Here is a 24,123-nt window from a genome sequence, read left to right on the forward strand (position 1 = left end):
TGCGCTTTTTCGCAAATCTATCCCGGAAAAATCACTTAGCCACGGAAATCATCTCTGCGAGTATCACGCTAATTGTTATCAATGTTAGATAAAAGCAAACAATTAGTTATAAGGAGTCGTGATGCGTGTGATTACCCTGGCCGGAAGCCCTCGCTACCCGTCCCGTTCCAGCTCGCTGCTGGAGTATGCGCGGGAGAAGCTGAGCGCCCTGGATGTTGAAGTCTATCACTGGCACTTACAGAACTTCGCGCCGGAAGATCTGCTCTACGCCCGGTTCGATAGCCCGGCGCTGCTGGCGCTCACTGAACAACTCAGTACCGCCGACGGCCTGATTATCGCCACGCCGGTCTATAAAGCCTCGTTTTCAGGTGCGCTAAAAACGCTTCTCGATTTGCTCCCCGAACGAGCCCTGGAGAAAAAGGTTGTTCTGCCTCTCGCCACCGGCGGTACCGTAGCCCATATGCTCGCCGTGGACTACGCCCTTAAGCCGGTGCTGAATGCGCTAAAAGCGCAGGAGATCCTGCATGGGGTTTTTGCCGACGATAGCCAGATAGCCGATTACCAGCACAAACCCCAGTTCACGCCCAACCTGCAAAAACGCCTGGACGAAGCGCTGGAAACCTTCTGGCAGGCGCTTCATCGCCGCGACTTTGCCGTGCCGTCCCCGTTTAACGTTCGAGGGGTGAGCCATGTTTAACCTGCTCAAACGTCGTTCTCCGTGGCTGGCGTTTGCTGGCCTGCTCGCCTTTTCAACTTACAGCAACGCCTCGGACAGCAGCCCGGAGCAGCTGCGCATTGGTTACCAAAAAGGCTCCGTCAGTATGGTGTTAGCCAAAAGCCACCAGCTACTGGAGAAGCAATACCCGAATACCAAAGTCTCGTGGGTTGAATTTCCCGCCGGGCCACAAATGCTTGAGGCGCTGAACGTCGGCAGTATTGATTTAGGCAGCACCGGAGATATTCCGCCGATCTTCGCGCAGGCCGCTGGCGCAGACCTGCTGTACGTAGGCGCCGAGCCGCCCAAACCGAAAGCAGAGGTGATCCTGGTGCCGGAGAATAGCCCGCTGAAAACGGTGGCTGATTTAAAAGGCCATAAGATAGCCTTCCAGAAAGGCTCCAGCTCGCACAATCTGGTGCTGCGCGCGCTGCAGAAAGCCGGGCTGAAGTTTTCCGATATTCAGCCTGCATATCTGACTCCTGCCGATGCGCGGGCTGCTTTCCAGCAGGGTAACGTAGACGCCTGGGCCATCTGGGATCCGTATTATTCGGCGGCGCTGTTAAACGGCGGCGTTCGCGTCTTGACTGACGGCAGCGAACTTAATCAAACCGGATCTTTCTATTTAGCCTCTCGTCCTTACGCACAGGCCAATGGCGTATTCCTCCAGCAGGTGCTGAAAACCTTCAGTGATGCCGACGCACTCACCCGCACGCAGCGGGCGGAAAGCGTAACGCTTCTCGCCAAAACGATGGGCCTGCCGGAAGCGGTGATCGCCACTTACTTTGATCATCGCCCTCCTTCAGAAATTACCCCGGTTAGCGAGGCTACCGCAGGCAAACAGCAAAATACCGCTGACCTGTTTTATGAAAACCGCCTCGTGCCGAAGAAGGTCGATATTCGTACCCGCATCTGGCAGCCCACCGCCGCGACACAAGGAGCTAAGTCATGAGTCTGAATCTGTTCTGGTTTTTACCCACCCACGGAGATGGTCACTATCTTGGCAGCGATACGGGCGCGCGTCCGGTCGACTATGGCTATCTGCAGCAAATTGCCCAGGCCGCCGACCGAATAGGATTCACCGGCGTGCTGATTCCGACCGGCCGCTCCTGCGAGGATGCCTGGCTGGTGGCCGCCTCAATGATTCCGGTCACTCAACGGCTTAAGTTCCTGGTCGCGCTACGCCCGAGCGTTGTATCCCCTACTCTTGCCGCACGCCAGGCGGCCACGCTTGACCGCCTTTCCAACGGGCGGGCATTGTTCAACCTGGTGACCGGCGGCGACGCCGAGGAGCTGGCTGCCGAAGGCGTATTTCTCGACCATGAAGAACGCTATGAGGCTTCGGCGGAATTTACCCGCATCTGGCGGCGCGTGCTGGAAGGCGAAACCGTCGACTACGATGGCAAACACATCAAAGTGAAAGGCGCGAAGCTGCTTTATCCTCCGGTGCAGCAGCCTCGCCCGCCGCTTTATTTTGGCGGATCGTCCGACGCCGCCCAGGATCTTGCGGCCGAGCAGGTTGACCTTTACCTGACCTGGGGCGAACCACCGCATCTGGTAAAAGAAAAGATCGAGCAAGTGCGGGCGAAAGCTGAGGCACAGGGGCGGCAGGTTCGCTTTGGTATCCGCCTGCACGTTATCGTGCGGGAAACTAACGAAGAAGCCTGGCAGGCTGCAAACCGACTGATTTCTCACCTCGATGACATCACCATCGCTAAAGCACAGGCCGCCTTTGCCCGTAGCGACTCAGTTGGCCAGCATCGCATGGCTGCCCTGCACGGCGGCAAGCGAGACAAGCTGGAGATCAGCCCGAACCTGTGGGCTGGCGTCGGGCTGGTTCGCGGCGGGGCAGGCACCGCGCTGGTGGGCGACGGGCCGACCGTTGCAGCCCGTATTAATGAATACGCCGACCTGGGCATCGACAGCTTTATTCTCTCCGGCTATCCGCACCTGGAAGAAGCGTACCGCGCAAGCGAACTGCTGTTCCCTCACCTTGACGTTGCGATCCCTGAAATTCCTCAGCCACGACAGGTGCAAGAGAAAGGCGAAGTTGTCGCCAACGACTTTATCCCGCGTAAAGTGGCGCAAAGCTAGGGAGGCACCATGCAAGCGGCCGTTCACAAAGTCTTACTGCGCCTGGCACCCTGGGCGCTGCCGGTGGCTATCGTCCTTCTCTGGCAATTAGCTTCATCTGCAGGCTGGCTTTCGACGCGCATTTTGCCCTCTCCCGAGGGCGTAGTGCTGGCATTCTGGAGTCTCTCGGCCAGCGGTGAACTCTGGCAACATCTGGCTATCAGCTCCTGGCGAGCAGTGATTGGGTTCAGCATCGGCGGATCGCTGGGCCTGATCTTAGGCCTGATTAGCGGCCTGTCTCGCTGGGGAGAGCGCCTGCTGGACAGCTCTATTCAGATGCTGCGCAACGTTCCGCACCTGGCGCTGATCCCGCTGGTTATCCTGTGGTTTGGCATCGACGAAACCGCCAAAATCTTTTTAGTCGCGCTCGGTACGCTGTTCCCAATTTATATCAATACCTGGCACGGGATCCGTAATATCGATCGCGGGTTGCTGGAAATGGCCCGCAGCTACGGCCTCTCCGGGTTTAGCCTGTTTGTGCACGTCATTCTGCCGGGTGCGCTGCCGTCCATTATGGTTGGCGTACGTTTCGCCTTAGGCCTGATGTGGCTGACGCTTATTGTCGCCGAGACGATCTCGGCAAATTCAGGGATTGGCTACCTGGCGATGAATGCCAGGGAATTCCTGCAAACCGACGTGGTAGTGGTGGCCATCGTGCTGTATGCGCTGTTGGGCAAACTCGCCGACGTCAGCGCCCGGCTGCTGGAACGCGTCTGGTTACGCTGGCATCCGGCTTATCAATTAAAGGAGGAGACGGTATGACAACTGCTCGTCTGAACCAGGGCACGCCGCTGTGGCTCAACGGCGTCAGCAAACGCTACGGCGATAAAAGCATTCTCAATCAGCTTGAACTCCGGATCCCCGCCGGGCAGTTCGTGGCGGTGGTCGGCCGCAGCGGCGGCGGTAAAAGTACGCTGCTGCGCCTGCTTGCCGGGCTGGAAACGCCCAATCACGGAGCGCTTTTCGCAGGTAATACTCCGCTAAGGGACAGCCAGGAAGATACGCGACTGATGTTCCAGGATGACAGGCTGCTGCCGTGGAAAACGGTGATAGACAACGTCGGGCTTGGGCTGAAAAACGACTGGCGAGAGGCGGCGCTCAAGGCGCTTACCGCCGTTGGTCTTGAAAATCGAGCCAGCGAGTGGCCGGCCGCCCTTTCCGGCGGGCAAAAGCAGCGCGTTGCGCTGGCCAGGGCGCTTATCCATCGTCCACGCCTGTTATTACTTGATGAACCGCTTGGCGCGCTGGATGCCCTGACGCGTATCGAAATGCAGGAACTGATTGTTTCGTTGTGGCAGGAGCATGGCTTCACGGTACTTTTGGTGACGCATGACGTCAGCGAGGCGGTCGCCATGGCCGATCGCGTGCTGCTCATAGAAGAAGGGAAAATTGGCCTGGATCTAACGGTCGATTTACCGCGCCCGTGCCGTCTGGGATCGGTAAAGCTGGCCGAGCTGGAAGCTGAGGTGCTGGCTAGAGTCATGAAACGAGGTTCAGAGGAGCCGGCACGCGCGGTGCGCACCGGCTGAGTTTATACCCTCACCCCAGTCCTCTCCATGAAAGGGAGAGCCTCAGGGTGAGGAGCAGAACTTATGCCAGAGCCTTAGCAATCTTCTCGAACAGATCCCCGGACAGGTTTTCCAGCCCTTTCAACTGTTCCAGCGCGGCGCGCATCTTAGCCTGACGTTCCGCGTCATAACGCTTCAGGCGAATCAGCGGCTCAACCAGACGAGAAGCGATTTGCGGGTTACGGCTGTTCAGCTCGGTCAGCATTTCCACCATAAACTGGTAGCCGCTGCCGTCTTTGGCGTGGAACGCTGCCGGGTTGGCTGAGGCAAACGCGCCAATCAGAGAACGAACGCGGTTCGGGTTACCCAGGCTGAAGGAACGGTGATTCAGCAGTTCGCGAACCTTAGTCAGCGTGTTGCTTGCCGGGCTGGTCGCCTGCAGCACAAACCACTTGTCCATAACCAGGCCATCTTTGTGCCACTTCTCATCGTACTGAGCCAGCAGCGCCTCACGGCATGGCAGCTGTGCGGCCACCGCGGCGGACAGTGCAGCGATAGAATCGGTCATATTGTCCGCCTGCTGATACTGCTCGCGCACCAGTTGCTCGGCAAGTTCAACGTCGCCAAACGCCAGATAGCGCAGGCAAGTATTGCGCAATGCACGTTTGCCGATATCACTGTGATCCACACGATAGCTATCGAGCTTATTGGCGTTATAAATAGCCAGGAATTCGTCGGCCAGCTCGGACGCCAGAGTACGGGTCAGCGCCCCGTGAACTTCCGCAATGGCGATCGGATCGATAGTCTGGAACAGCTCGGCGATTTCATTCTGCGAAGGCAGCGTCAGGATCTCAGCGGCGAGCGCAGGATCGATCTTCTCATCCAGCAAAATGGCGCGGAATGCGTCGGCCACGTGCAGCGGCAGAGAAAGCGGCTGCCCTTGCTGGCTGCGGTTCACGTTGATCTTGATGTAGTTGGCCAGCAGGCTTTGCGCCGCATCCCAACGAGAGAAGTCGTTCCGTGCGTGGCGCATCAGGAACGTCAACTGCTGGTCGCTCCATTTGTACTCGAGCTTCACTGGCGCAGAGAATTCACGCAGCAAAGACGGCACCGGCTGGAAGTAAACATTGTCGAAGACAAAGGTCTGCTCGGCCTGGGTCACGTTCAGCACGTGGTGTACCGGGTGGCCGTCCTTCTGCAGCGGAATAACCTTCCCTTCGTTATCGTAAAGCTCGATATCAAACGGGATATGCAGTGGGTGTTTTTCCTGCTGCTCGGCGGTCGGCGGCGTCATCTGGCTAATCGTCAACGTGTAGTGCTCAGTTTCCGGGTTGTAGTCGTCACGTACGGTGACAACCGGCGTCCCGGCCTGGCTATACCAGCGGCGGAAATGAGACAGGTCCACGTTGGACGCATCTTCCATCGCCTGCACGAAGTCATCGCAGGTTGCTGCGCTGCCGTCGTGGCGCTCAAAGTAGAGCTGCATGCCTTTCTGGAAGTTCTCTTCGCCCAGCAGCGTGTGCAGCATACGAATAACTTCTGACCCCTTCTCATACACAGTTAAGGTATAGAAGTTGTTCATTTCGATAACTTTGTCCGGGCGGATCGGGTGCGCCATCGGGCTGGCGTCCTCGGCGAACTGCATCGCACGCATGGTGCGCACGTTTTGAATACGGTTTACCGCACGTGAGCCCAGGTCAGAGCTGAACTCCTGGTCGCGGAAGACGGTCAGGCCCTCTTTCAGGCTCAGCTGGAACCAGTCGCGGCAGGTGACGCGGTTACCGGTCCAGTTGTGGAAATATTCGTGCCCGATAACACGTTCGATATCGAGATAATCTTTGTCGGTCGCGGTTTCGGCGCGGGCCAGGACATACTTCGAGTTGAAGATATTCAGCCCTTTGTTTTCCATCGCGCCCATATTGAAGAAGTCGACGGCGACTATCATATAGATGTCGAGGTCATACTCCAGGCCGAAGCGGGTTTCATCCCACTTCATCGAGGCCTTCAGCGAGGTCATCGCCCAGTCAGCACGATCGAGGTTGCCGCGGTCAACAAACAGTTCCAACGCAACGTCACGGCCAGAACGGGTTTTGAAGCTGTCGCGCAGGACGTCAAAATCACCCGCCACCAGCGCAAACAGGTAGCAAGGTTTTGGGAACGGATCTTGCCACTGCACCCAGTGGCGGCCATTTTCAAGATCGCCTTCGGCAATGCGGTTGCCGTTAGCCAGCAAATATGGGTATTTGCTTTTGTCGGCGATAACTTTGGTCGTGAAGCGCGCCAGTACGTCCGGACGATCCAGATACCAGGTGATGTGATGGAAGCCTTCTGCTTCACATTGGGTACATAACGCTTCCCCGGATTGATACAGCCCTTCAAGCGCGGTGTTCGTTGCCGGGCTGATTTCGTTCACAATCGTCAGCGTAAAGGCGTCAGGAACCTGTTCCAGAATGAGCGCGCCATCTTCCTGGCGATAATGCGGCCACGCGCTACCGTTTACGGCAATGGAGACCAGCGTGAGGTCTTCGCCATCAAGATGCAGCGGAGCACCCGCTTCGCCCTGACGGACAATGTTGCTAACTGCGGTGACCTGAGTTTTTGTGGCATCAAGGTCAAAGGTCAAATCGATATCGGTTATCGTATAATCCGCCGCGCGATAGTCGTGGCGGTATTTGGCTTGTGGCTGTTGTGTCATAAAAAACCTTATACATCGTCCGTAAGATAACGAACTTCAGTCTATTCCTGTTGCCGGAATGTTGCTACGCAGAATCTTCATCTTTGGCCATCTGCGCCCAAAAAATTTTAGCGGCTCAGCGTAGCACTTTGGTGACCATGCACCTTATAGAAGATGCGGCTGTCAGGCGGTAATCGCACATTTTGTTTAGTACTCTAAACATAGTTATATCAACGCGTTACTTTGTGCATAACCCCGTTATGGCACAAATTGCCCTTTCCCCCCGCCCCCCCTAATGTTGTGATCCTGCTTCAATAAACGGATAATCAGGGTATACTCCCGCGTCTTTATTTGCCCGGACTGATGGAAACGCTCCTGTGAGAGGATGCTGAAACGCGCCATGACACGACACGCTTCCCCGATTTTGCAAACGCTTCTGGATACTGACGCCTATAAGCTTCATATGCAGCAAGCGGTTTATCACCGCTATTACGACGTAAACGTCGCAGCGGAATTCCGTTGCCGCGGCGACGATCTGCTGGGCATTCATGCCGACGCCATTCGTGAGCAGGTAGCCGCTATGCAGCACCTGCACCTCAGCGACGAAGAATTCCACTGGTTGAAAAGCCTGCCCTTTTTCAAAGCCGATTACCTCGACTGGCTGCGAGACTTCCGCTATGACCCTTCTCAGGTTCAGGTGACCAATAACCACGGTCATTTAGACATCCGCCTCAGCGGGCCGTGGCGGGAAGTCATTATGTGGGAAGTTCCCCTGCTGGCGGTTATCAGTGAAGTCGTTCACCAGCATCGCGCCCCTGGCGTGACGCCGCAAATGGCTGTTAACCACCTGGAAACCAAGCTGCGGGAATTTAACGCGCTGACCGACGGGCTGGATCTTTCCCATTTCCGCCTGATGGACTTCGGCACCCGCCGCCGTTTCTCTCGTGAAGTGCAGCAGGCCATTGTCGAGCGCCTCAAGCAGGAACCTTGGTTTATCGGCACCAGCAACTACGATCTGGCTCGCCGCCTTGACCTTACGCCGATGGGCACCCAGGCACACGAATGGTTCCAGGCGCATCAGCAGATAAGCCCAGACCTGGCGAACAGCCAGCGTGCGGCGCTGCAGGCCTGGCTGGACGAATATCCCGATCAGCTCGGGATTGCCCTGACTGACTGCATCACCATGGACGCTTTCCTGCGTGACTTCGGTAAAGAGTTCGCTACCCGCTATCAGGGGCTGCGCCATGACTCGGGGGACCCGGTAGAGTGGGGAGAAAAAGCCATTGCCCACTACCAGAAGCTTGGCATCGATCCGTTAAGCAAAGTGTTGGTGTTTTCCGACAACCTGGATTTAAACAAAGCCGTGGAGCTGTATCGCCGCTTCTCATCCCGGGTTAACCTCAGCTTTGGTATTGGCACCCGCCTGACCTGCGACATCCCACAGGTTAAGCCGCTGAATATCGTGATTAAACTTGTGGAGTGTAACGGTAAGCCTGTGGCTAAGCTTTCGGACAGCCCAGGAAAAACCATCTGCCACGACAAAGCCTTTGTGCGAGCATTACGCAAAGCCTTTGACCTCCCGCTGGTTAAAAAAGCCAGTTGATTCAGTGATAATCGGTGAATAGCGGCTTTGCTATTCACCGCCCTTCTCTCTTTCCTTTATTTCTTCATAAGTAACGCGAATTCTGCTTGTCTGATGGCGCGCGACAGGTAACATAGATAACCCCCATCTGTGGGTTACTATTTTTTTTGTCATTGACCATTTAATAGAGAGAAAACTATGAGCGTTGTGCCTGTAGCCGACGTACTCCAGGGCCGTGCCGCCGTTGACAGCGAAGTCACCGTGCGCGGGTGGGTACGTACTCGAAGAGATTCAAAAGCTGGTATCTCCTTCCTCGCCGTCTATGACGGTTCCTGCTTTGATCCTGTACAGGCCGTCATTAATAATTCTCTGCCCAATTACAATGAAGACGTTCTGCGCCTGACCACCGGCTGCTCCGTGATTGTTACCGGCGTGGTGGTCGAGTCTCAGGGCCAGGGCCAGGCTTTCGAACTTCAGGCTACCAAAGTGGAAGTTACCGGCTGGGTTGACGATCCGGACACCTATCCGATGGCGGCCAAACGCCACAGCATCGAATACCTCCGCGAAGTCGCTCACCTGCGTCCGCGCACCAACATGATTGGTGCCGTGGCCCGCGTTCGTCATACGCTGGCCCAGGCGCTGCACCGTTTCTTCCACGAAAATGGTTATTTCTGGGTCTCTACCCCGCTTATCACCGCTTCGGACACCGAAGGTGCCGGCGAGATGTTCCGTGTCTCTACGCTGGATCTGGAAAACCTGCCTCGCACCGCAGAAGGCAAAGTCGATTTTGATAAAGACTTCTTCGGTAAAGAAGCTTTCCTGACCGTTTCCGGCCAGCTGAACGGCGAAACCTACGCGAGCGCGTTGTCCAAGGTTTATACCTTCGGGCCAACCTTCCGCGCGGAAAACTCCAACACCAGCCGCCACCTGGCGGAGTTCTGGATGCTGGAGCCGGAAGTGGCCTTTGCCGATCTGGACGATGTTGCCGGGCTGGCCGAAGCGATGCTCAAGTACGTCTTTAAGGCTGTCCTGGAAGAGCGTATGGACGACATGAAGTTCTTTGCTGAGCGCGTGGACAAAGAGGCCATTGAGCGCCTGGAACGCTTCATCTCCGCAGACTTTGCCCAGGTGAACTACACCGACGCGGTCGAAATCCTGCTGAACTGCGGGCACAAGTTCGAAAACCCGGTTTACTGGGGCGTCGATCTCTCCTCCGAGCACGAGCGTTACCTGGCCGAGCAGCACTTCAAGGCACCGGTGGTAGTGAAAAACTACCCGAAAGACATCAAAGCCTTCTATATGCGCCTGAACGAAGACGGTAAGACCGTTGCCGCTATGGACGTTCTGGCTCCGGGCATCGGTGAAATCATCGGTGGCTCCCAGCGTGAAGAGCGTCTGGATGTGCTGGACGCGCGTATGGCTGAAATGGGGCTGAATAAAGAAGATTACTGGTGGTATCGCGACCTGCGCCGCTACGGCACCGTGCCGCACTCCGGTTTCGGTCTTGGCTTCGAGCGTCTGATTGCCTATGTCACCGGCGTTCAGAACGTGCGTGATGTGATTCCATTCCCACGCACTCCTCGTAACGCAAGCTTCTAAGTTAGAGAAAATCAGAGGCCAGCTTTACGCTGGCCTTTTTTACATTTGAGAAGGAAAGGTCTATTTTCTTCAACGCTCATTAAACAAACGTCAATTTCAACCCTCATTTCCGACAACCCCGTTACCAACTATTTCCACCTCACACTCTTTAACAAAAATTGCGCTTAAGTTTGCTAGTACTTCTAAATAGTGATTGGCATAGCATATTTGCTCACTTTTCGCACAGACATCCAGACATCCAAAAACAAGTCAAAAAATGAACAATTGTGAACAAGAAACATTCACTCCATAACTTTATGCAAATTAAACATAAGTAATTCATATATATATGCTTAGAAATCACACATTCGAGTTGCGCTAAGAGTGAAATTTGAAATGGTTCACAAAGTTCCCTCAAATTAATATTTTGTTACACATATTTTCTTTTTGAAACTCAGTTTAGACATTTGTAGCACTTTCAGGCTAGCGAAACGGTTTCATGGATGGAAAGATGCCTGACAGATACAGAAAGACACCAAACTATCATCAATAGTTCCGTAAAGAATTATTGACGGCAGTGGCAGGTGTCCATAAAAACCACAATGAGGGTAATAAATAATGATGAAGCGCAATATTCTGGCAGTGGTAATCCCTGCTCTGCTGGTAGCCGGTGCAGCTAACGCTGCAGAAATCTACAACAAAAACGGCAACAAACTGGATCTGTACGGTAAAGTAACCGGCGAGCGTGATTTCACCACTACCGGTAAGAAAGGCAACTCCGACATCAACTACGGCCAGATTGGCTTTAAAGGCGAAACTCAGATCAACAGCGATCTGACTGGTTTCGGTCAGTGGGAATACCGTGCTCGTGCAAACGGCGGTGAAGGCAACCAGAAAAACTCCACCCGTCTGGCATTTGCTGGCCTGAAAATTAAAGATTTCGGTTCTTTCGATTACGGCCGTAACTACGGTATCGTTTACGATGTTGAGTCCATTACCGACATGGCACCAATCTGGTCTGGTATGACTACACTTGGCAGCTCTGACAACTTCATGACTGGTCGTTCTAACGGCCTGCTGACCTACCGTAACTCTAACTTCTTTGGTCTGGCTGATGGCCTGAACTTCGCCGTACAGTACCAGGGCAAAAACGACCGTGATGACGTTACTCAGGCGAACGGCGATGGCGTAGGCTACTCTCTGGGTTACGATTTCGGCGAAGGCTTCTCCGTAATCGGTGCTTACAGCAACTCTAACCGTACCACCGTAGGTTCATCTGATAGCAAGCCTGGTCAGAAAGCTGATGGTCGCGGCAGCAAAGCTGAAGCATGGGCAATCGGTACTAAATACGATGCTAATAATGTTTATCTGGCAGCAACCTACGCCGAAACGCGTAACTTGACCGATCAGGGTAGTGACCTGGGCTTTGCAAATAAAACTCAGAACCTTGAATTAGTGGCTCAGTACCAGTTCGATTTCGGCCTGCGTCCAGCAATCTCCTACGTACAGACTAAAGGTAAAAACCTGAACCAGTCTGGTACCTTTGCAGGCGGCAGCGCAGATATGGCTAAATTCATCCAGATCGGCACCACCTACTACTTCAACAAAAACTTCAACGTTTATGCTGACTACCTGATCAACCTGCTGGACAAAGACAGCTCTTACGTTCAAAACGGCGGCGGTCTGGGCGGTGTTGGTGCAGACGACCAGTTCGGCGTTGGCGTGACCTACCAGTTCTAATTTCAGCCATTTGTTTGTCTGAAATGTTTAAAAACAGGGCTTCGGCCCTGTTTTTTTATGGCAAAAAAGTAGAATAAACCCGATGTTATCGCTAACCGTCTCTTTTTGTCGCAAACGGTTGGCAATTCGTAAAACAGCAGTTAACCTGAAAGCGATTTCTCCCGATATCACTAATGGAACCCGTCATGTTTGAGAACATTACCGCTGCCCCTGCCGATCCTATTCTTGGTCTGGCTGACCTGTTTCGCGCCGACGACCGTCCAACCAAAATTAACCTCGGCATCGGGGTCTATAAGGACGAAACCGGTAAAACCCCGGTCCTGACCAGCGTAAAGAAAGCAGAACTTTATCTGCTGGAAAATGAGACCACCAAAAACTATCTGGGCATTGATGGTATTCCAGAGTTTGGCCGCTGCACGCAAGAGCTGCTGTTCGGCAAAGGCAATGCGCTTGTTGCTGACAAACGCGCGCTTACGGCACAAACCCCAGGCGGGACCGGTGCATTGCGCGTTGCCGCTGATTTCCTGGCGAAAAACACTTCCGCCAAACGCGTGTGGGTGAGCAACCCAAGCTGGCCAAACCATAAGAGCGTGTTTAACTCCGCCGGTCTGGAAGTGAAAGAGTATGCGTACTACGACGCAGAAAATCACAGTCTGGACTTTGATGGCCTGGTGGCCAGCCTGCAGGCGGCGGAAGCCGGTGACGTAGTGCTGTTCCACGGCTGCTGCCATAACCCAACCGGTATCGATCCTACTGCCGAGCAGTGGAAAACGCTGGCAGAGATGTCGCTGGCCAAAGGCTGGCTGCCGCTGTTTGACTTTGCTTACCAGGGCTTTGCTCGTGGTCTGGAAGAAGATGCCGAAGGCCTGCGTATTTTCGCAGCCGGTCACAAAGAACTGCTGGTGGCCAGCTCCTACTCCAAGAACTTTGGTTTGTACAACGAACGCGTAGGCGCTTTCACGCTGGTTGCCGCCGATGCCGATACTGCTGACCGTTCATTCAGCCAGGTGAAATCGGTCATTCGCGCTAACTACTCCAACCCACCGGCACACGGTGCCTCGGTTGTAGCGACGATTCTGAGCAACGACGCGCTGCGTACCATGTGGGAACAAGAGCTGACCGATATGCGCCAGCGTATTCACCGCATGCGTCAGCTGTTTGTGAATACCCTGCAGGAGAAAGGCGCCAACCGCGACTTCAGCTTCATCATTAACCAGAACGGGATGTTCTCGTTCAGCGGCCTGACCAAAGAACAGGTTCTGCGCCTGCGTGAAGAATTCGGCGTTTACGCCGTCGCATCTGGCCGCGTTAACGTGGCGGGCATGACGCCGGATAACATGGCGCCGCTGTGCGAAGCTATCGTTGCCGTGCTGTAATAACCACGCATAAAAAAGAGCCGCATAAGCGGCTCTTTTTTTTACTGGAAACCCGTTTTACCAAACCGGCTGCTCATCCTGTAAAAACGGATTATGCAGGCGCTCGTAACCCAGGGTAGACATTGGGCCGTGGCCGGGAATAAAGGTCACATCATCTCCCAGCGGCAGCAGCTTTCGTTTGATCGAATCAATCAACGCCGCGTGATCGCCACGAGGGAAATCGCTGCGCCCCACCCCACCTTTAAAGATGACATCACCGGAAACCAGCAAACGAGAGGCCGCATCGAAGAAGACAATATGGCCAGGCGTATGCCCCGGACAATGCAACACCTGGAAAGTTACATTCCCTACGGAGACACATTCCCCTTCGTTTAACCAGCGGTCCGGCGTCAAAGGCTGACACTCGTCGAGGCCAAACATCCGGCTTTGCTGCGGCAGTCCCTGCAGCCAGAACTCATCTTCTTTTTCCGGCCCCACAACGGGCACGCCGTAATGTGCCGCCAGCTCAGCCGCCGCGCCGACGTGATCGAGATGACCATGCGTCAACAGGATTTGGCTAATCTGCACGTCTTTCTGCGCCACTTCTTGCTTAATCCGTGCCGCATCGCCACCGGGATCCACCAGCGCCGCCTGCTTCGTTTCCTCGCACCAAATAAGAGAACAGTTCTGGGCAAAAGCCGTGACCGGAATAATATGATAGTTCATGCTGCTCCATTACCGACAACAAAGCCGGATTCCGTTGTTTTACCAGTGCCTTACCGGCCCGGTGTCAATATGCACAAAGTCGCTGCTGGGGTAGTATCCTACACCACCTGCCCGCATAGATAATGCAGCTTTGCGAATATTGCTTAACGAAACGCCTTCAATATGGAAATCCATCGCCTGGCCTTTGGTGTGGTAGCTTTTTTTCGCCACGCCGCGGCTGTGAGCGCGAAGTTCATTATTGGTGTCGATGGAGCGGTAACCGGAAATCAGTTGGACCGGTTTGTTCGTCCCCAAAAGCCCCTGCAGGCGATAGAGTTGGTCAAACAGGGAAGGATCGATAGATTTAATCTTGTTCGCCCGGTAGTCCCGGAAGAAGTGATTAAGTCTTGCTAATTCATCCTGAATATAGCCTCTGCCATCAAAAAACTCAGCTTTCAGTGACTCTCCAGTATGCAGGTTATTGAGAGTCAAAATACGCGGGCGTGGTGTCGAGAGGGTGGCAAACGACGGCAAAGGCATGAGAGCGGCACCGAAAGCCACGCCCCCCAAAGCCAGTAGCTTGCGGCGATTAGCGTCAAATTTGTCCATGATATCCAGGTCTACAGGTAATAAAATGATGGTTTAATATGCACTTTTGCGCACAGCCATCGCACCATAACTGCCCGAATCCGGGGAGTCAAGGCACGATAAAACCCAGCAACGGCGGGCCCTGTAGAGGGCCCGGCTGCGTTTTACATTTTCTACGACCACTAATTCATTAGAAATGTTGCGTTTAGCGGATTAATAACCCGGCTTTTGCGAGGTTTTGTGCGCCAGATCGCGCGGTGAGATCATAATTGTAAATATCTGTACGAAACTCGGTGCGACCATCTTTTCCGACAAAAGCGGTCAGATAGTAGAGATTAACCGGAATGTTTTGACGGATATTGACGTATTTAGTATTACCTTCCTGCAACGTACTGGATATCCGGGAGTCATTCCACCCGGCATCCTGCAGCAGCATATTTGCAAGTTCGGACGCCTTATTAACGCGCACGCAGCCTGAGCTCAGGGCCCTTGCATCCTTCTGGAACAGGTTATGATTTGGCGTGTCGTGCAGGTAGATGGCGTCAGAGCTCGGCATATTGAATTTGTAACGCCCAAGCGAGTTCTGCGTACCAGGCTTTTGCTGGAAGCGGAACGGCAGATTATTCTCGGTGATCGTCGACCAATCAACGCGCCACGGATCGATCATCTCGGCATTGTTGCTCCAGCCTCGAATCACGCTATAGCCGTGCTGCTCCAGATAACCCGGATTCTGGCGAACCTTTGGCAAAATATCTTTGCGCGCCAGCGTCGGAGGAACATTCCACGGCGGGTTAACCACGACGTTGTTCAGCGCGCTGCTCATCATCGGGGTTTTACGATCCGGTCGCCCAACGATAACGCGAGACGCCAGCGCTTCATTGCCGTTAAGGTAATACACCAGCGAATAGTTAGGAATGTTCACCATAATGCCGGTCTCAAGTTTATCCGGCAGCAGGCGTAAACGCTGAATATTTAATGCCACCAGCGCCGCACGCTGCTGAGGCGAGACGTTAAGCCAGTCGCGCGTCAGTTGGCCAATCGCACCGTCCGAGCCTAACCCCTGCCACTGCTGGAAACGTTTAACGCCGTCCACCAGATCGCGGCTATACACGCCACGGGCTGCCGCCTGAGGTTTCTTTTTGCCAGCCTGAGGAGAAGCCTCTTCAACGTTGATCGCGGACGGGCTCACGGTGACATCGGCCACGCTGGTCACTCCCGATGACTTGTCCTGAAGCATACCGGTTCGGGCAAGAATTTCTCTCAGCGCCCCTACATCGTTGCTCCACTGCCCCGGCCTCAACGTCTCTTTACCGGTCATCTGCGGCCACGGGCGGGTATCAGCCAGCAGATGAATCAGGGATTGATGTAGCTGAGCATACTGCGGATGCTGAGGCGCAAGGCTGTCGATAAAGTTCACCAGAGAACCCTGGTCAACGGCCACCTGCCACTGGTTAATCACCGACAAAGGCGGCGTTTTCAACTTGTAAGGCGTACTGCTATAAAGCCAGCGATTGCCGTCAATCGGAATCCCCGAAACGAATTGCAGGTAACCCATCATGGCATCGGAAAGCACCACATCGCGCGCCATACCGGTCACCGCTGGATCGGTCAACAGCTCAACCCACTGATTAAACTGCGGCTGTATTCCTGCAATTGCCACTTCCGCCAGCTGTTGCTGAAAGGCTTTAACCGCATCGCGGTTTTCCCACATCGGCTTCATGTCACGCGCGGCATAGAAGGCCGACAGGGCGTTGAGATAAACCGGCGTGTAGCCCGCAGGTAGGCCCGTAATAAGCTGTGATCGGCTTTGTGCCGCCGACATCGTGGAGGTGTTTGTTGGCAAAGTCCCGGCCATCGTGGCCGTCGCCGTAGACTGCGCCAAAGGCTGATTGAGTTCCGTGGGCCGATCTGTCTGGAAAGCAGAACTGTCGGAGGGAACGACGGCAGGCTCATCGGCCTGGGCCACAAACAGCGGAGCGAAACTGAGCGCCAGGCAATAACCGACTGCCGACAATCGAAAATCTTTAACTTTTCTAAGCAACATCCCTTGCCCCCTGTTTATCACTGTGCTCACCGTCAAAGGCGGGAAGTATTCACCACTAGTATATAAACAGTAAAAACCATTTGCCTGACAAAATGTAAAGAAAATTAAAGATTAAGACTGTTCGCGACAAAGAAAAAGCGGGCCGTAGCCCGCTTGATAATTTAGCATCCTGTATCGCTGGTTTACGATGCGTCAGCGGTTTCCGAGCCCTGCTGCGGCTCTGGCAACGCCGGGGCCGCAAATCCACGCAGGCCAACAACGTGAACGTGTTCGCTGTTCTGGAAAACCTTACGCACCAGCTTATAGGTGGTGCCTTTTTCCGGGCTGATGTTTTCTGGTGCAGCAATAATTAATTGCATTTCAAGACGTTCACACAGTTCAAACAGCGTGGCGATGGACTTGGCATCCAGTCGCGCCGCTTCGTCAAGGAACAGCAGGCGGCAAGGGGAAATGTCTTTTCCGCGCAGACGCTGAGACTCATCTTCCCAGCTCTGAACAACCATCACCAGGATAGACATCCCGGTCCCGATGGCTTCCCCAGTGGACAGCGCCCCGCTCTCTGCACGCAGCCAACCATCCGAACCACGGTTAACCTCAACCTCCATTTCCAGGTAGTTACGGTAATCCAGCAGCTCTTCACCAATGGTCTGCGGCGTGCGCTGGCCCATGTCGATCTGCGGGTTCAGGCGCTGATAAAGCTTCGCCAGCGCTTCGGAGAAGGTCAGGCGATTGCTGTTAAACAGATCCTGATGCTGCTCGTGCTGCTCGGAAAGTACGTTCAGCAGCGTAGCATGCGCTTCTCGCACGTTAACGTTCAGACGAACGCTCTTCACCTGGCCGAAGGAGACACTTTGCAGCCCCTGGTTAAGCATGCGAATACGGTTCTGCTCGCGCTGAATCGTCTTGCGAATGATGTTCGCCACGCTGCGGGAGCTAATCGCCAATTTCTGCTCGCGCGAGGTCAGCTCTTCCGTCAGGCGGCCCAGTTCAATTTCCATCTGCTCGATGGCTTCAACCGGGTCGTCGGTACGGATGATATCCTGACGGATACGCTCGCGCAGATGCTGGTACACCGCAACGAAGAACTGAATCTTGCGCTCAGGGCGCTTAGGATCTTCTGACAGACGAAGCACGTCGCGCAGATGTTCGTTGTCGGCAACGGCCAGCCGCAGCGCACCCAACGCTTTATCCGACATGGAACGCAGATCGTCGCCGGAGAGATAGGCCAGTTCGCGACGGTGCAGGCGGCGCTCAACGCCGTTGTCTTTCACCATACGCATCACCGCGCACCAGCCCGCTTTCGCGGTGACAACCTGCTCACGCATCTCAAAGTAGTTACGCTCAAGCTGCTTCAGTTTGCGGGTAAGGTTGTTCATCTCCGCTTCACAATAGGTCAGCTGTTTCTCAAGCTGATTACGGCGTGAACGGTTGTTGCTAAGCGCGGTATGCAGCTCATCACGACGCGCACGCGCCCTTTCCTCTGCACCCGCATCGGCACGCACTCCGATATCCTGCAGCTCTTTATGCAGATCGGTCAGCAGCTCTTTTTTGGTATCAAACGAACTTTTCAGCGACGCCATTAGCTGGCTGTACTGACCTAACTGTTGAGCATGCTGACGCAGCGCTTCGCGGGAACGCGTACGCTCTACTTCAGCCTGTTCCAGACGCTGGCGCAGCTTCTCGTTCAGGTCGCTGTTGCCGTCCAGCATGGCCGCAGAATCGCTGTAGCTGAAGTGAGCGCGACGCTGCACGACTTCAGTCAGCGCAAAGGCACGCTGGCGGGCGTCACGCTGAATTTGCTGCGCGTGGGCATAATCGTCTTTCAACTGCTCGAACTGTTCAGGATCGCTCTGCAGGACGTTGACGATACCTTCCAGCTTAATCAGCTGGTTGCCGTGCTGCTGAATAAAGCGGGCAGATTCTTCGGCTTCATCCAGGCGTTCCTGGATTTCATCGCAGCGGTCGGCCAGGGTTTCGTCATTCAGCAGGCTAATACGCGGCAGCAGGCGGTTAAGCTGGGCCACGCCCTCTTTCGCCTGATCGAACTGCTGACGCTGCTGCTGATTGTCATTTTCGTGGTTGTTGATAGCCCGCTCAATCTCGCCGCGACGGCTGTTGAGGTGGCGGATTTCCGCCTCTGGATCGTCTTCAAACGCCACGCCCAGGTGCTGGCCGATAAAACGACTAAACGACTGATGCAGGCGCTGGTTTTTCTGCACGTCAAAAGAGAGCGTGGCAAAACGTTCAGCAAGTGATTCCCGCTCGTTGTGCAGCGCTTCAAGACGGTTTTCACGCGCGGCGCGGCCAAACAGCGGCAGCTCCGGCAGACGTGAATAGCGCCACTGACGTTCGGCGGTTTTGACGAGCACCGCCGCGCCCATCTCTTCAACGGTAAACACGCTGTCATCGAACGAGGACGGATCCCCTTCGATCAGGTAAAGATCTTCCGGACAGTCTTCCAGATTTTCCAGCTGCTCGCGCACCAGCGAAAGATCCGGCACCACGATGGCGTGGCGGGATGGCCCGTAGAGCGCAGAGAAGTACGGCGCATCTTCAAGGCCAATGTCATCGTAAATTTCAGACAGCAGGACGCCGCCAAAACGTTCAGCCAAAGCGTTGAGGCGAGGATCTTCGGCCCCGCCAGGCTGGCTGAGACGTTCAATTTCGTCATCCACGGCACGTTTACGCGCCCCGACTTCATCACGCTCAACGGTGGATTCGCGCTCGCGCTCCAGCAGTTGCTGCATGTACTCAGTCACCTGCTGGCTGGCTTCGAACTGCTCACCGCTTTGCTCGCACAGCTGGCTAAGGCTGGTCTGGGCTGCAATCCATCTTGGGGCACGCAGGTTCAGCGTTTTGATACTCGCCTGAATCTGTTCCAGCTCCTGACGCAGCGCCATACGCTGCTCGCTGGCATCGGCAACGGTTTGCTGCAGCGCACCAATTCGCTCTTCTAATTCTTCATGCAGCGCTTCAAGCTCTTCTGGATCGAACTGTTTCCCCTGGCGTTTACAGAAATCAGCGAGCAGACGCTCGGCTTCTTGCTGCTCGCGCAGGCGCTGTTCCAGCTCGTTGAGGCGCATACGCAGCGGCTGAACTTGATCGGCCAGATGGCGCTGATTGCTGCTGTCGCGCAGCAGTTCACGCGCGGTGTCCCAGGCTTCGCTGCGGCTCACCGGGCCGCTGATCGCCGTCACCAGTTGGTAAGCATGTTCGAACTGGCTATGCGCCGCCTGCGCCACGCTCATTTTCTGTTCGAGTGACAGCAGCTTGTCGGTTGCTTCGATCTCTTTCGCTTTGAAAGTGTCCTGCCATTCGTCGGCGCTGTCGGCGGTTAAATCCGGCAGATGACACAGCTCACGAGCGCGCTCTAACGCCTGTAACGCCTGCTGATACTGAATCGCACGCGTCTGCTGCACGTCCAGCGCCTGCTGGTAATCGGCAAGCTGGCTTTTCAGCTCATCCACTTCCAGCTCGGCAGCTTCGGCTCGGGCTTCATTTTCTTCCTGCTGCTCGTGGGCTTCAGCCACGATTTCGTTTTGCTCTTCAAGGCGAATTTGCAGCTCGTCGAGGTCAGCTTCGTAACGCTCGATCTTCTCTTGCTGACGAATCGCCGTTTGCACCAGGTTCAGGTGGTCACTTGCGGCCTGATAATCAGTTTCAAGATCGCCTTCCGCACCGCTGTGCTCGCCCAGCTCACGCGCCATATCAACGTGCTTATACTGTTCAGCGGATAGCTGCTGGCGGCTGGTCAGCAGCTCGCGACGAAATTCCAGCGCTTTATCCAGATGGATCCGGCGTTCGTTGGCATGACGCATATAGTCCGCTGCCACATAATCCGTCGCCTCCGAAATCAGGTGTTTAAACAGGTCGCGGTCGGACTGAGTAACGCGAATCGCTTCCAGCGTCATGCGGTTTTCACGCAGCGCTGCCTCCATGTCCTGGAAGGCCTTACGCACGCCGCCGTTTTCCGGCAACAGATAGTCACGCAGGGAGCGGGTAATCGCGCTGGAAATCCCGCCGTACAGCGAGGCTTCAATCAGGCGATAGTATTTACTGCGGTCTGCGGCGCTGCGCAGGCGACGGGCCACAATGCCCAGATCGAACATCAGCGAGTGGTAGTCGGTGATGGAGTTAAACTGCTTGAACTGCACGCCTTCAATGGCTTCGACTTTATCCTTCAGCTCCTGCAGGCTGAGCACGCGAGCCTGTCGCTCGTTCAGCGTTTCGGTCAGCAGTTGAGTCGGCTGAATAGAGGTCGGCAAACCCTGAATAGCAAACGGTTTGATGTCGACCTTACGGTCACGCCCGGCGACCTGCTGCAGGCGAACACCTACCACAACGCGCTGATGGCGGGAGTTGATCACGTCCAGCGTGGAGTAACACACGCCGGCTTTAAGCTTACCGTGCAGACCTTTATCACGAGAGCCGGAGGTTGCTCCAGCCTCCGTGGTGTTACGGAAATGCAGCAGGGTTAAATCCGGGATAAGCGCCGTAACGAAAGCCGCCATCGTAGTGGACTTACCCGCGCCGTTACCGCCTGAAAGCGTGGTGACCAGCTCGTCGAGATCGAAGGTGCGGGCGAAGAAACCGTTCCAGTTGACCAGCGTCAGCGAGCGAAATTTTCCGCGTTCAATCATTCCTGTTCATCCTCCGCATTATCTAGTCCTGGTTGTGGCTCATCGCTTTCATCGTTGAGCTGCAGGCGGCTTTCTACCGCCATAGCTTCGCCGTCGCGAATCATGCGCAGCTGAGCTTCACGTGGATCATCCCCGGTACGCACATCGGCGCCGAAGCGGAAGACCGACTCGGTGATGCGGAACTTGCTGCTGTCATGGCCCATAAACCAGATCATACCGAGGCGGCGCAAACGGGTCAGGGAGGCGCGAACTTTCTCCTGCAGCTTCTGACGGTCGAGATCGGAGCCCGTAGAGCGGTTGTTCACCAGCTTCAGCAGTTTGTTTTCATCCGCCAGCGTCAGCAACTCGTCGTACAGCTCCTGCTGGGTAAAGATGCCTTCGTTGGCCAGTCGTTCCGGGCTGAGGTAGAGATAACAAAGAATTTTGCCGACCATCATGTCCAGCTCGGAAAGCACCGAACGCGGAATGAGCGTGGTGGAACGTGGACGCAGATAGAAAAAACCTTCCGGTGCACGAATCAGCTCAACGTTGTAGCGCGCGTAAAACTCTTCCAGATATTCCTGGAAATCCATCAAAAAGGCGTGATTGTCCAGCTCTTCAAGGCCGATGTGGCGCCCGGCGCGCAGCTGACTGTCGAGCGCAGGAAAGAGAGGGTTGGCCAGCGCCTGTGCCAGTTTAACCGGCATCACTTGTTCAATATTTGTTGATGACATGCGCCTGTACCTTGGCTCCGTAATCGTTAATGGTTTGCCACTTGGCGGGCAATCCTGTGAAATCCGCTTCCGCTACGCCCAGACGTACCGCCTGGTCTACAACAATTCGTGCGACGTCGAAATGACGAGCACGAGGGTATTGCACGAGGTAGTCACGCACTACAACCCCCAAATCGAGGGGTACTTGCTTCGTTTTGTAGACCTGTAGCGCCGCTTCAATCAGCGCCGCCAGCTGTTCACGAATTTCGTTAAATTCTTCAAACTCGAGCTCATTAGGTAACTCGCCCGTCACTTCTTCATCGCGCAGCGCCATCTCTTCATCACGCATATCCAGCAGACGATCGGCGCTGGAATAGGTCAACGCCCAAGGCGCATCGAAGTAGTTTTGTACCGACTGGCGAAGACGCTGAGCAAAGACGCGGTTTTTATCCATATCGATAGCGGTACGGATAAATTTATGCACGTGCCGGTCGTAGCCTATCCACAGGTCGATGGCCTGCTGACCCCAGCTGATAATGCGGTCGAGCTTGCTTTGCAGATCGAACACCAGGCGATCTACAAAGTGAAGGTCGTCGCGGCCCAGGGTTGAATCCTGAACGCGAAGCAGGTTTGCCTGCAGCTTATCTCCCGCTGCTTCCAGCGTATCCTGCAGTTCGCGCAATGTGCCAGAGGTCTCCGACAGCAGCAGCTCACAGCTCGAAATGGCCGCGCGCCAGTCTTTGTTAAGCAACTGGGCAATGTCGTCTTTTACCTGCTGCTGCTGTTCGTCCATGATGCGTTGGGTAAGATCGATGCTGTCAAAGATCTCCGCCACGGAGTATTTCAGCGGCGCGTAAACGTTACGGTGCCAGTGGAATTCATCGCCATCTTCATCTGCGGCATCAGCCGCGCGTTTAAGCTCACCGGCAACGATAGAAAGCTGCATAGACAGGCGCAGCGTAGAAAATTCACGCTGGCGAATGTAGTAGTCGGTAATGCCGATACCCAGCGGCGTCAGGCGATAAATAGCGTTGCCTTCGGTCAGCTCGCTTACAAAGCGGTTAAGTAAGCGCTGGCGCACCATATCGTTGATCGCGTTATTGGCGCGCACGTTGATGGTTTCACTGGTTTGTTCAAAACCGTCGCTCACGTGGCGAAACGCATCAATAAGTTCTCCCTCGCTCAGCTCACCGTCAAGGCGCTCGCCGTTTAAGGTGGCAACGGCCAGCAAAAACGTCAGGCGTTCCGTTGGTAGCGAGATCGAAAAATCATTTTTCCTGGCCCAGGCAACCAGTTCAGGCACTGTCTGGGAAAAATCACTCATAATTTATCCTTGGCTCTGCGGCTTAAACGCGGTTACGTGAATATAGCGGCCGAGACTGATAAACGGCTCCTGCCGGCAATAACGCGTCTCCAGCGTCAGCAAATCGTCAAAACCATCTCGTTGTTTGTGTTTATCTCGCAGGTAGTCATGGAACACCCGCACGCCGGTTTTACCGGTAATTTGCCAGCCAATTTGCTCCAGCCAGTAGTAAACCTGTTCTGGCTGCAGCGGATTGTCGGGCGAAAGGGTTTTGCGCTTATTTTTTTTCATCCCTTGCAACACGTATTCGAAGTTCCCGACGAACATGTTTCGCATCAGCAGGCCGTTTGCATTGTAGAACATTAGCGACAAAGTGCCGCCGGGACGTAAACAATCCCAAAGCGCTTTTAGCACGGCCTGAGGGTCGGTTACCCACTCAAGCACCGCATGAAACAATATCAGATCAACCGGGCTTTCCAAATGTTGAGCCATATCCTGAGCGGCAGATTGTACAAAATGCATGTTGTCGCTCACACCTTTCTCCTGAGCGAGCATTTTTGCACGTGCAATCATTTCGGCGGACACATCACAAAGCACGACTTCGTGACCCCGCTCGGCAAATCGGGTGGCCGTTTGCCCCTCCCCTCCGCCGGCATCCAGCACCTTTAAGGTTGCGGGCTGTGTCGCCAGGAAAGCATCCAGATCCTGCCAGAGAATCGCCTGCCGCAATTGGCCTTTGGTTGTGCCATAGATATTGTGCGAAAACTTCTCGGCAATATCGTCAAAATTGCGGTCACCCATGGGTACAGCTCCGTGGCAAAAGAGGTCATCTGACAAAACTGCTATTTTGGCACAGCCGGGACGAG

Annotated in this window: 17 protein-coding genes; 9 read left to right on the forward strand and 8 right to left on the reverse strand. The window is 54.9% G+C overall.

What is annotated here, in order from left to right; genetic code table 11:
• Positions 1 to 121: 121 nt before the first annotated feature.
• The 5 genes from ssuE to ssuB are packed head-to-tail and all read left to right on the forward strand — an operon-like array spanning position 122 to position 4,377.
• Positions 122 to 697 (forward strand): NADPH-dependent FMN reductase, encoded by a 576-nt coding sequence (gene ssuE, locus CNE01S_RS05505; protein ID WP_061274138.1) that lies wholly within the window; start codon positions 122 to 124, stop codon positions 695 to 697.
• A complete protein-coding gene (locus tag CNE01S_RS05510) occupies positions 690 to 1,667 on the forward strand; it encodes a sulfonate ABC transporter substrate-binding protein (protein WP_061274139.1) in 978 nt (325 codons plus the stop codon). The genes ssuE and CNE01S_RS05510 overlap by 8 nt, the downstream gene beginning before the upstream one ends.
• Entirely contained in the window at positions 1,664 to 2,809 is a 1,146-nt protein-coding gene (gene ssuD / locus CNE01S_RS05515; protein ID WP_061274141.1) for an FMNH2-dependent alkanesulfonate monooxygenase, read from the forward strand. The genes CNE01S_RS05510 and ssuD overlap by 4 nt, the downstream gene beginning before the upstream one ends.
• A 9-nt stretch (positions 2,810 to 2,818) precedes the next feature.
• On the forward strand, positions 2,819 to 3,610 hold the full coding sequence (ssuC, locus tag CNE01S_RS05520; protein WP_061274144.1) for an aliphatic sulfonate ABC transporter permease SsuC: 792 nt from the start codon (positions 2,819 to 2,821) through the stop codon (positions 3,608 to 3,610).
• Entirely contained in the window at positions 3,607 to 4,377 is a 771-nt protein-coding gene (gene ssuB / locus CNE01S_RS05525; protein WP_061274146.1) for an aliphatic sulfonates ABC transporter ATP-binding protein, read from the forward strand. Before ssuC ends, ssuB begins: the two co-directional genes overlap by 4 nt.
• Before the next feature lie 61 nt (positions 4,378 to 4,438).
• On the opposite strand, the gene pepN is transcribed toward ssuB, so the two are convergent.
• Positions 4,439 to 7,051 (reverse strand): aminopeptidase N, encoded by a 2,613-nt coding sequence (gene pepN / locus CNE01S_RS05530; protein ID WP_061274148.1) that lies wholly within the window; start codon positions 7,049 to 7,051, stop codon positions 4,439 to 4,441.
• A 379-nt stretch (positions 7,052 to 7,430) separates the two neighbouring features.
• Here pepN and pncB point away from each other — a divergent pair, with 379 nt between their 5' ends.
• The 4 genes from pncB to CNE01S_RS05550 all read left to right on the forward strand — a co-directional run bounded on the left by pncB (position 7,431) and on the right by CNE01S_RS05550 (position 13,306).
• Positions 7,431 to 8,633 carry a nicotinate phosphoribosyltransferase gene (gene pncB, locus CNE01S_RS05535; protein ID WP_061274345.1) on the forward strand — a complete coding sequence of 401 codons (1,203 nt, stop codon included), beginning with the start codon at positions 7,431 to 7,433 and terminating at the stop codon, positions 8,631 to 8,633.
• Between the two features lie 177 nt (positions 8,634 to 8,810).
• Positions 8,811 to 10,211, forward strand: coding sequence for an asparagine--tRNA ligase (gene asnS / locus CNE01S_RS05540; protein ID WP_039291539.1), 1,401 nt, complete (start codon positions 8,811 to 8,813; stop codon positions 10,209 to 10,211).
• A 597-nt stretch (positions 10,212 to 10,808) separates the two neighbouring features.
• Positions 10,809 to 11,930 carry a porin gene (locus tag CNE01S_RS05545; protein ID WP_061274150.1) on the forward strand — a complete coding sequence of 374 codons (1,122 nt, stop codon included), beginning with the start codon at positions 10,809 to 10,811 and terminating at the stop codon, positions 11,928 to 11,930.
• 185 nt (positions 11,931 to 12,115) lie between these two features.
• The gene (locus CNE01S_RS05550; RefSeq protein ID WP_061274153.1) at positions 12,116 to 13,306 is read left to right on the forward strand and encodes an amino acid aminotransferase; all 1,191 of its coding nucleotides are present in this window, start codon (positions 12,116 to 12,118) and stop codon (positions 13,304 to 13,306) included.
• A gap of 57 nt (positions 13,307 to 13,363) precedes the next feature.
• Here the strand turns inward: CNE01S_RS05550 and CNE01S_RS05555 are convergent, their stop codons facing one another.
• The 7 genes from CNE01S_RS05555 to cmoM all read right to left on the reverse strand — a co-directional run bounded on the left by CNE01S_RS05555 (position 13,364) and on the right by cmoM (position 24,058).
• Positions 13,364 to 14,011, reverse strand: a complete 648-nt coding sequence (locus CNE01S_RS05555; RefSeq protein ID WP_061274155.1) for an MBL fold metallo-hydrolase — start codon at positions 14,009 to 14,011, stop codon at positions 13,364 to 13,366.
• Positions 14,012 to 14,050: 39 nt separating this feature from the next.
• Positions 14,051 to 14,599, reverse strand: coding sequence for a peptidoglycan L,D-endopeptidase MepK (mepK, locus tag CNE01S_RS05560; RefSeq protein ID WP_038474005.1), 549 nt, complete (start codon positions 14,597 to 14,599; stop codon positions 14,051 to 14,053).
• A 184-nt stretch (positions 14,600 to 14,783) separates the two neighbouring features.
• Positions 14,784 to 16,622, reverse strand: coding sequence for a L,D-transpeptidase (gene ldtD / locus CNE01S_RS05565; RefSeq protein ID WP_061274157.1), 1,839 nt, complete (start codon positions 16,620 to 16,622; stop codon positions 14,784 to 14,786).
• A gap of 182 nt (positions 16,623 to 16,804) precedes the next feature.
• Positions 16,805 to 21,262 (reverse strand): chromosome partition protein MukB, encoded by a 4,458-nt coding sequence (gene mukB, locus CNE01S_RS05570; RefSeq protein ID WP_061274160.1) that lies wholly within the window; start codon positions 21,260 to 21,262, stop codon positions 16,805 to 16,807.
• Positions 21,259 to 21,975: a chromosome partition protein MukE gene (gene mukE, locus CNE01S_RS05575; RefSeq protein WP_008461197.1), complete on the reverse strand. Its 717-nt coding sequence runs from the start codon at positions 21,973 to 21,975 to the stop codon at positions 21,259 to 21,261. Before mukE ends, mukB begins: the two co-directional genes overlap by 4 nt.
• A complete protein-coding gene (mukF, locus tag CNE01S_RS05580) occupies positions 21,956 to 23,278 on the reverse strand; it encodes a chromosome partition protein MukF (RefSeq protein WP_061274162.1) in 1,323 nt (440 codons plus the stop codon). The genes mukE and mukF overlap by 20 nt, the downstream gene beginning before the upstream one ends.
• A gap of 3 nt (positions 23,279 to 23,281) precedes the next feature.
• Positions 23,282 to 24,058, reverse strand: a complete 777-nt coding sequence (cmoM, locus tag CNE01S_RS05585; RefSeq protein WP_061274163.1) for a tRNA uridine 5-oxyacetic acid(34) methyltransferase CmoM — start codon at positions 24,056 to 24,058, stop codon at positions 23,282 to 23,284.
• Positions 24,059 to 24,123 lie beyond the last annotated feature (65 nt).

It is taken from the genome of Cedecea neteri NBRC 105707 = ATCC 33855 (assembly GCF_001571265.1).
In the GTDB taxonomy this organism is placed as follows: domain Bacteria; phylum Pseudomonadota; class Gammaproteobacteria; order Enterobacterales; family Enterobacteriaceae; genus Cedecea; species Cedecea neteri.

Bases quoted from the DNA above. Each gene is read 5' to 3' on its own strand.
- CNE01S_RS05545 (WP_061274150.1), top strand. From the start codon at position 10,809: ATGATGAAGCGCAATATTCTGGCAGTGGTAATCCCTGCTCTGCTGGTA.
- mukF (WP_061274162.1), bottom strand. From the start codon at position 23,278: ATGAGTGATTTTTCCCAGACAGTGCCTGAACTGGTTGCCTGGGCCAGG.
- mukE (WP_008461197.1), bottom strand. From the start codon at position 21,975: ATGTCATCAACAAATATTGAACAAGTGATGCCGGTTAAACTGGCACAG.
- CNE01S_RS05510 (WP_061274139.1), top strand. From the start codon at position 690: ATGTTTAACCTGCTCAAACGTCGTTCTCCGTGGCTGGCGTTTGCTGGC.
- mukB (WP_061274160.1), bottom strand. From the start codon at position 21,262: ATGATTGAACGCGGAAAATTTCGCTCGCTGACGCTGGTCAACTGGAAC.
- mepK (WP_038474005.1), bottom strand. From the start codon at position 14,599: ATGGACAAATTTGACGCTAATCGCCGCAAGCTACTGGCTTTGGGGGGC.
- CNE01S_RS05555 (WP_061274155.1), bottom strand. From the start codon at position 14,011: ATGAACTATCATATTATTCCGGTCACGGCTTTTGCCCAGAACTGTTCT.
- ssuE (WP_061274138.1), top strand. From the start codon at position 122: ATGCGTGTGATTACCCTGGCCGGAAGCCCTCGCTACCCGTCCCGTTCC.
- asnS (WP_039291539.1), top strand. From the start codon at position 8,811: ATGAGCGTTGTGCCTGTAGCCGACGTACTCCAGGGCCGTGCCGCCGTT.
- ldtD (WP_061274157.1), bottom strand. From the start codon at position 16,622: ATGTTGCTTAGAAAAGTTAAAGATTTTCGATTGTCGGCAGTCGGTTAT.
- pepN (WP_061274148.1), bottom strand. From the start codon at position 7,051: ATGACACAACAGCCACAAGCCAAATACCGCCACGACTATCGCGCGGCG.
- ssuB (WP_061274146.1), top strand. From the start codon at position 3,607: ATGACAACTGCTCGTCTGAACCAGGGCACGCCGCTGTGGCTCAACGGC.
- cmoM (WP_061274163.1), bottom strand. From the start codon at position 24,058: ATGGGTGACCGCAATTTTGACGATATTGCCGAGAAGTTTTCGCACAAT.
- pncB (WP_061274345.1), top strand. From the start codon at position 7,431: ATGACACGACACGCTTCCCCGATTTTGCAAACGCTTCTGGATACTGAC.
- ssuD (WP_061274141.1), top strand. From the start codon at position 1,664: ATGAGTCTGAATCTGTTCTGGTTTTTACCCACCCACGGAGATGGTCAC.
- ssuC (WP_061274144.1), top strand. From the start codon at position 2,819: ATGCAAGCGGCCGTTCACAAAGTCTTACTGCGCCTGGCACCCTGGGCG.
- CNE01S_RS05550 (WP_061274153.1), top strand. From the start codon at position 12,116: ATGTTTGAGAACATTACCGCTGCCCCTGCCGATCCTATTCTTGGTCTG.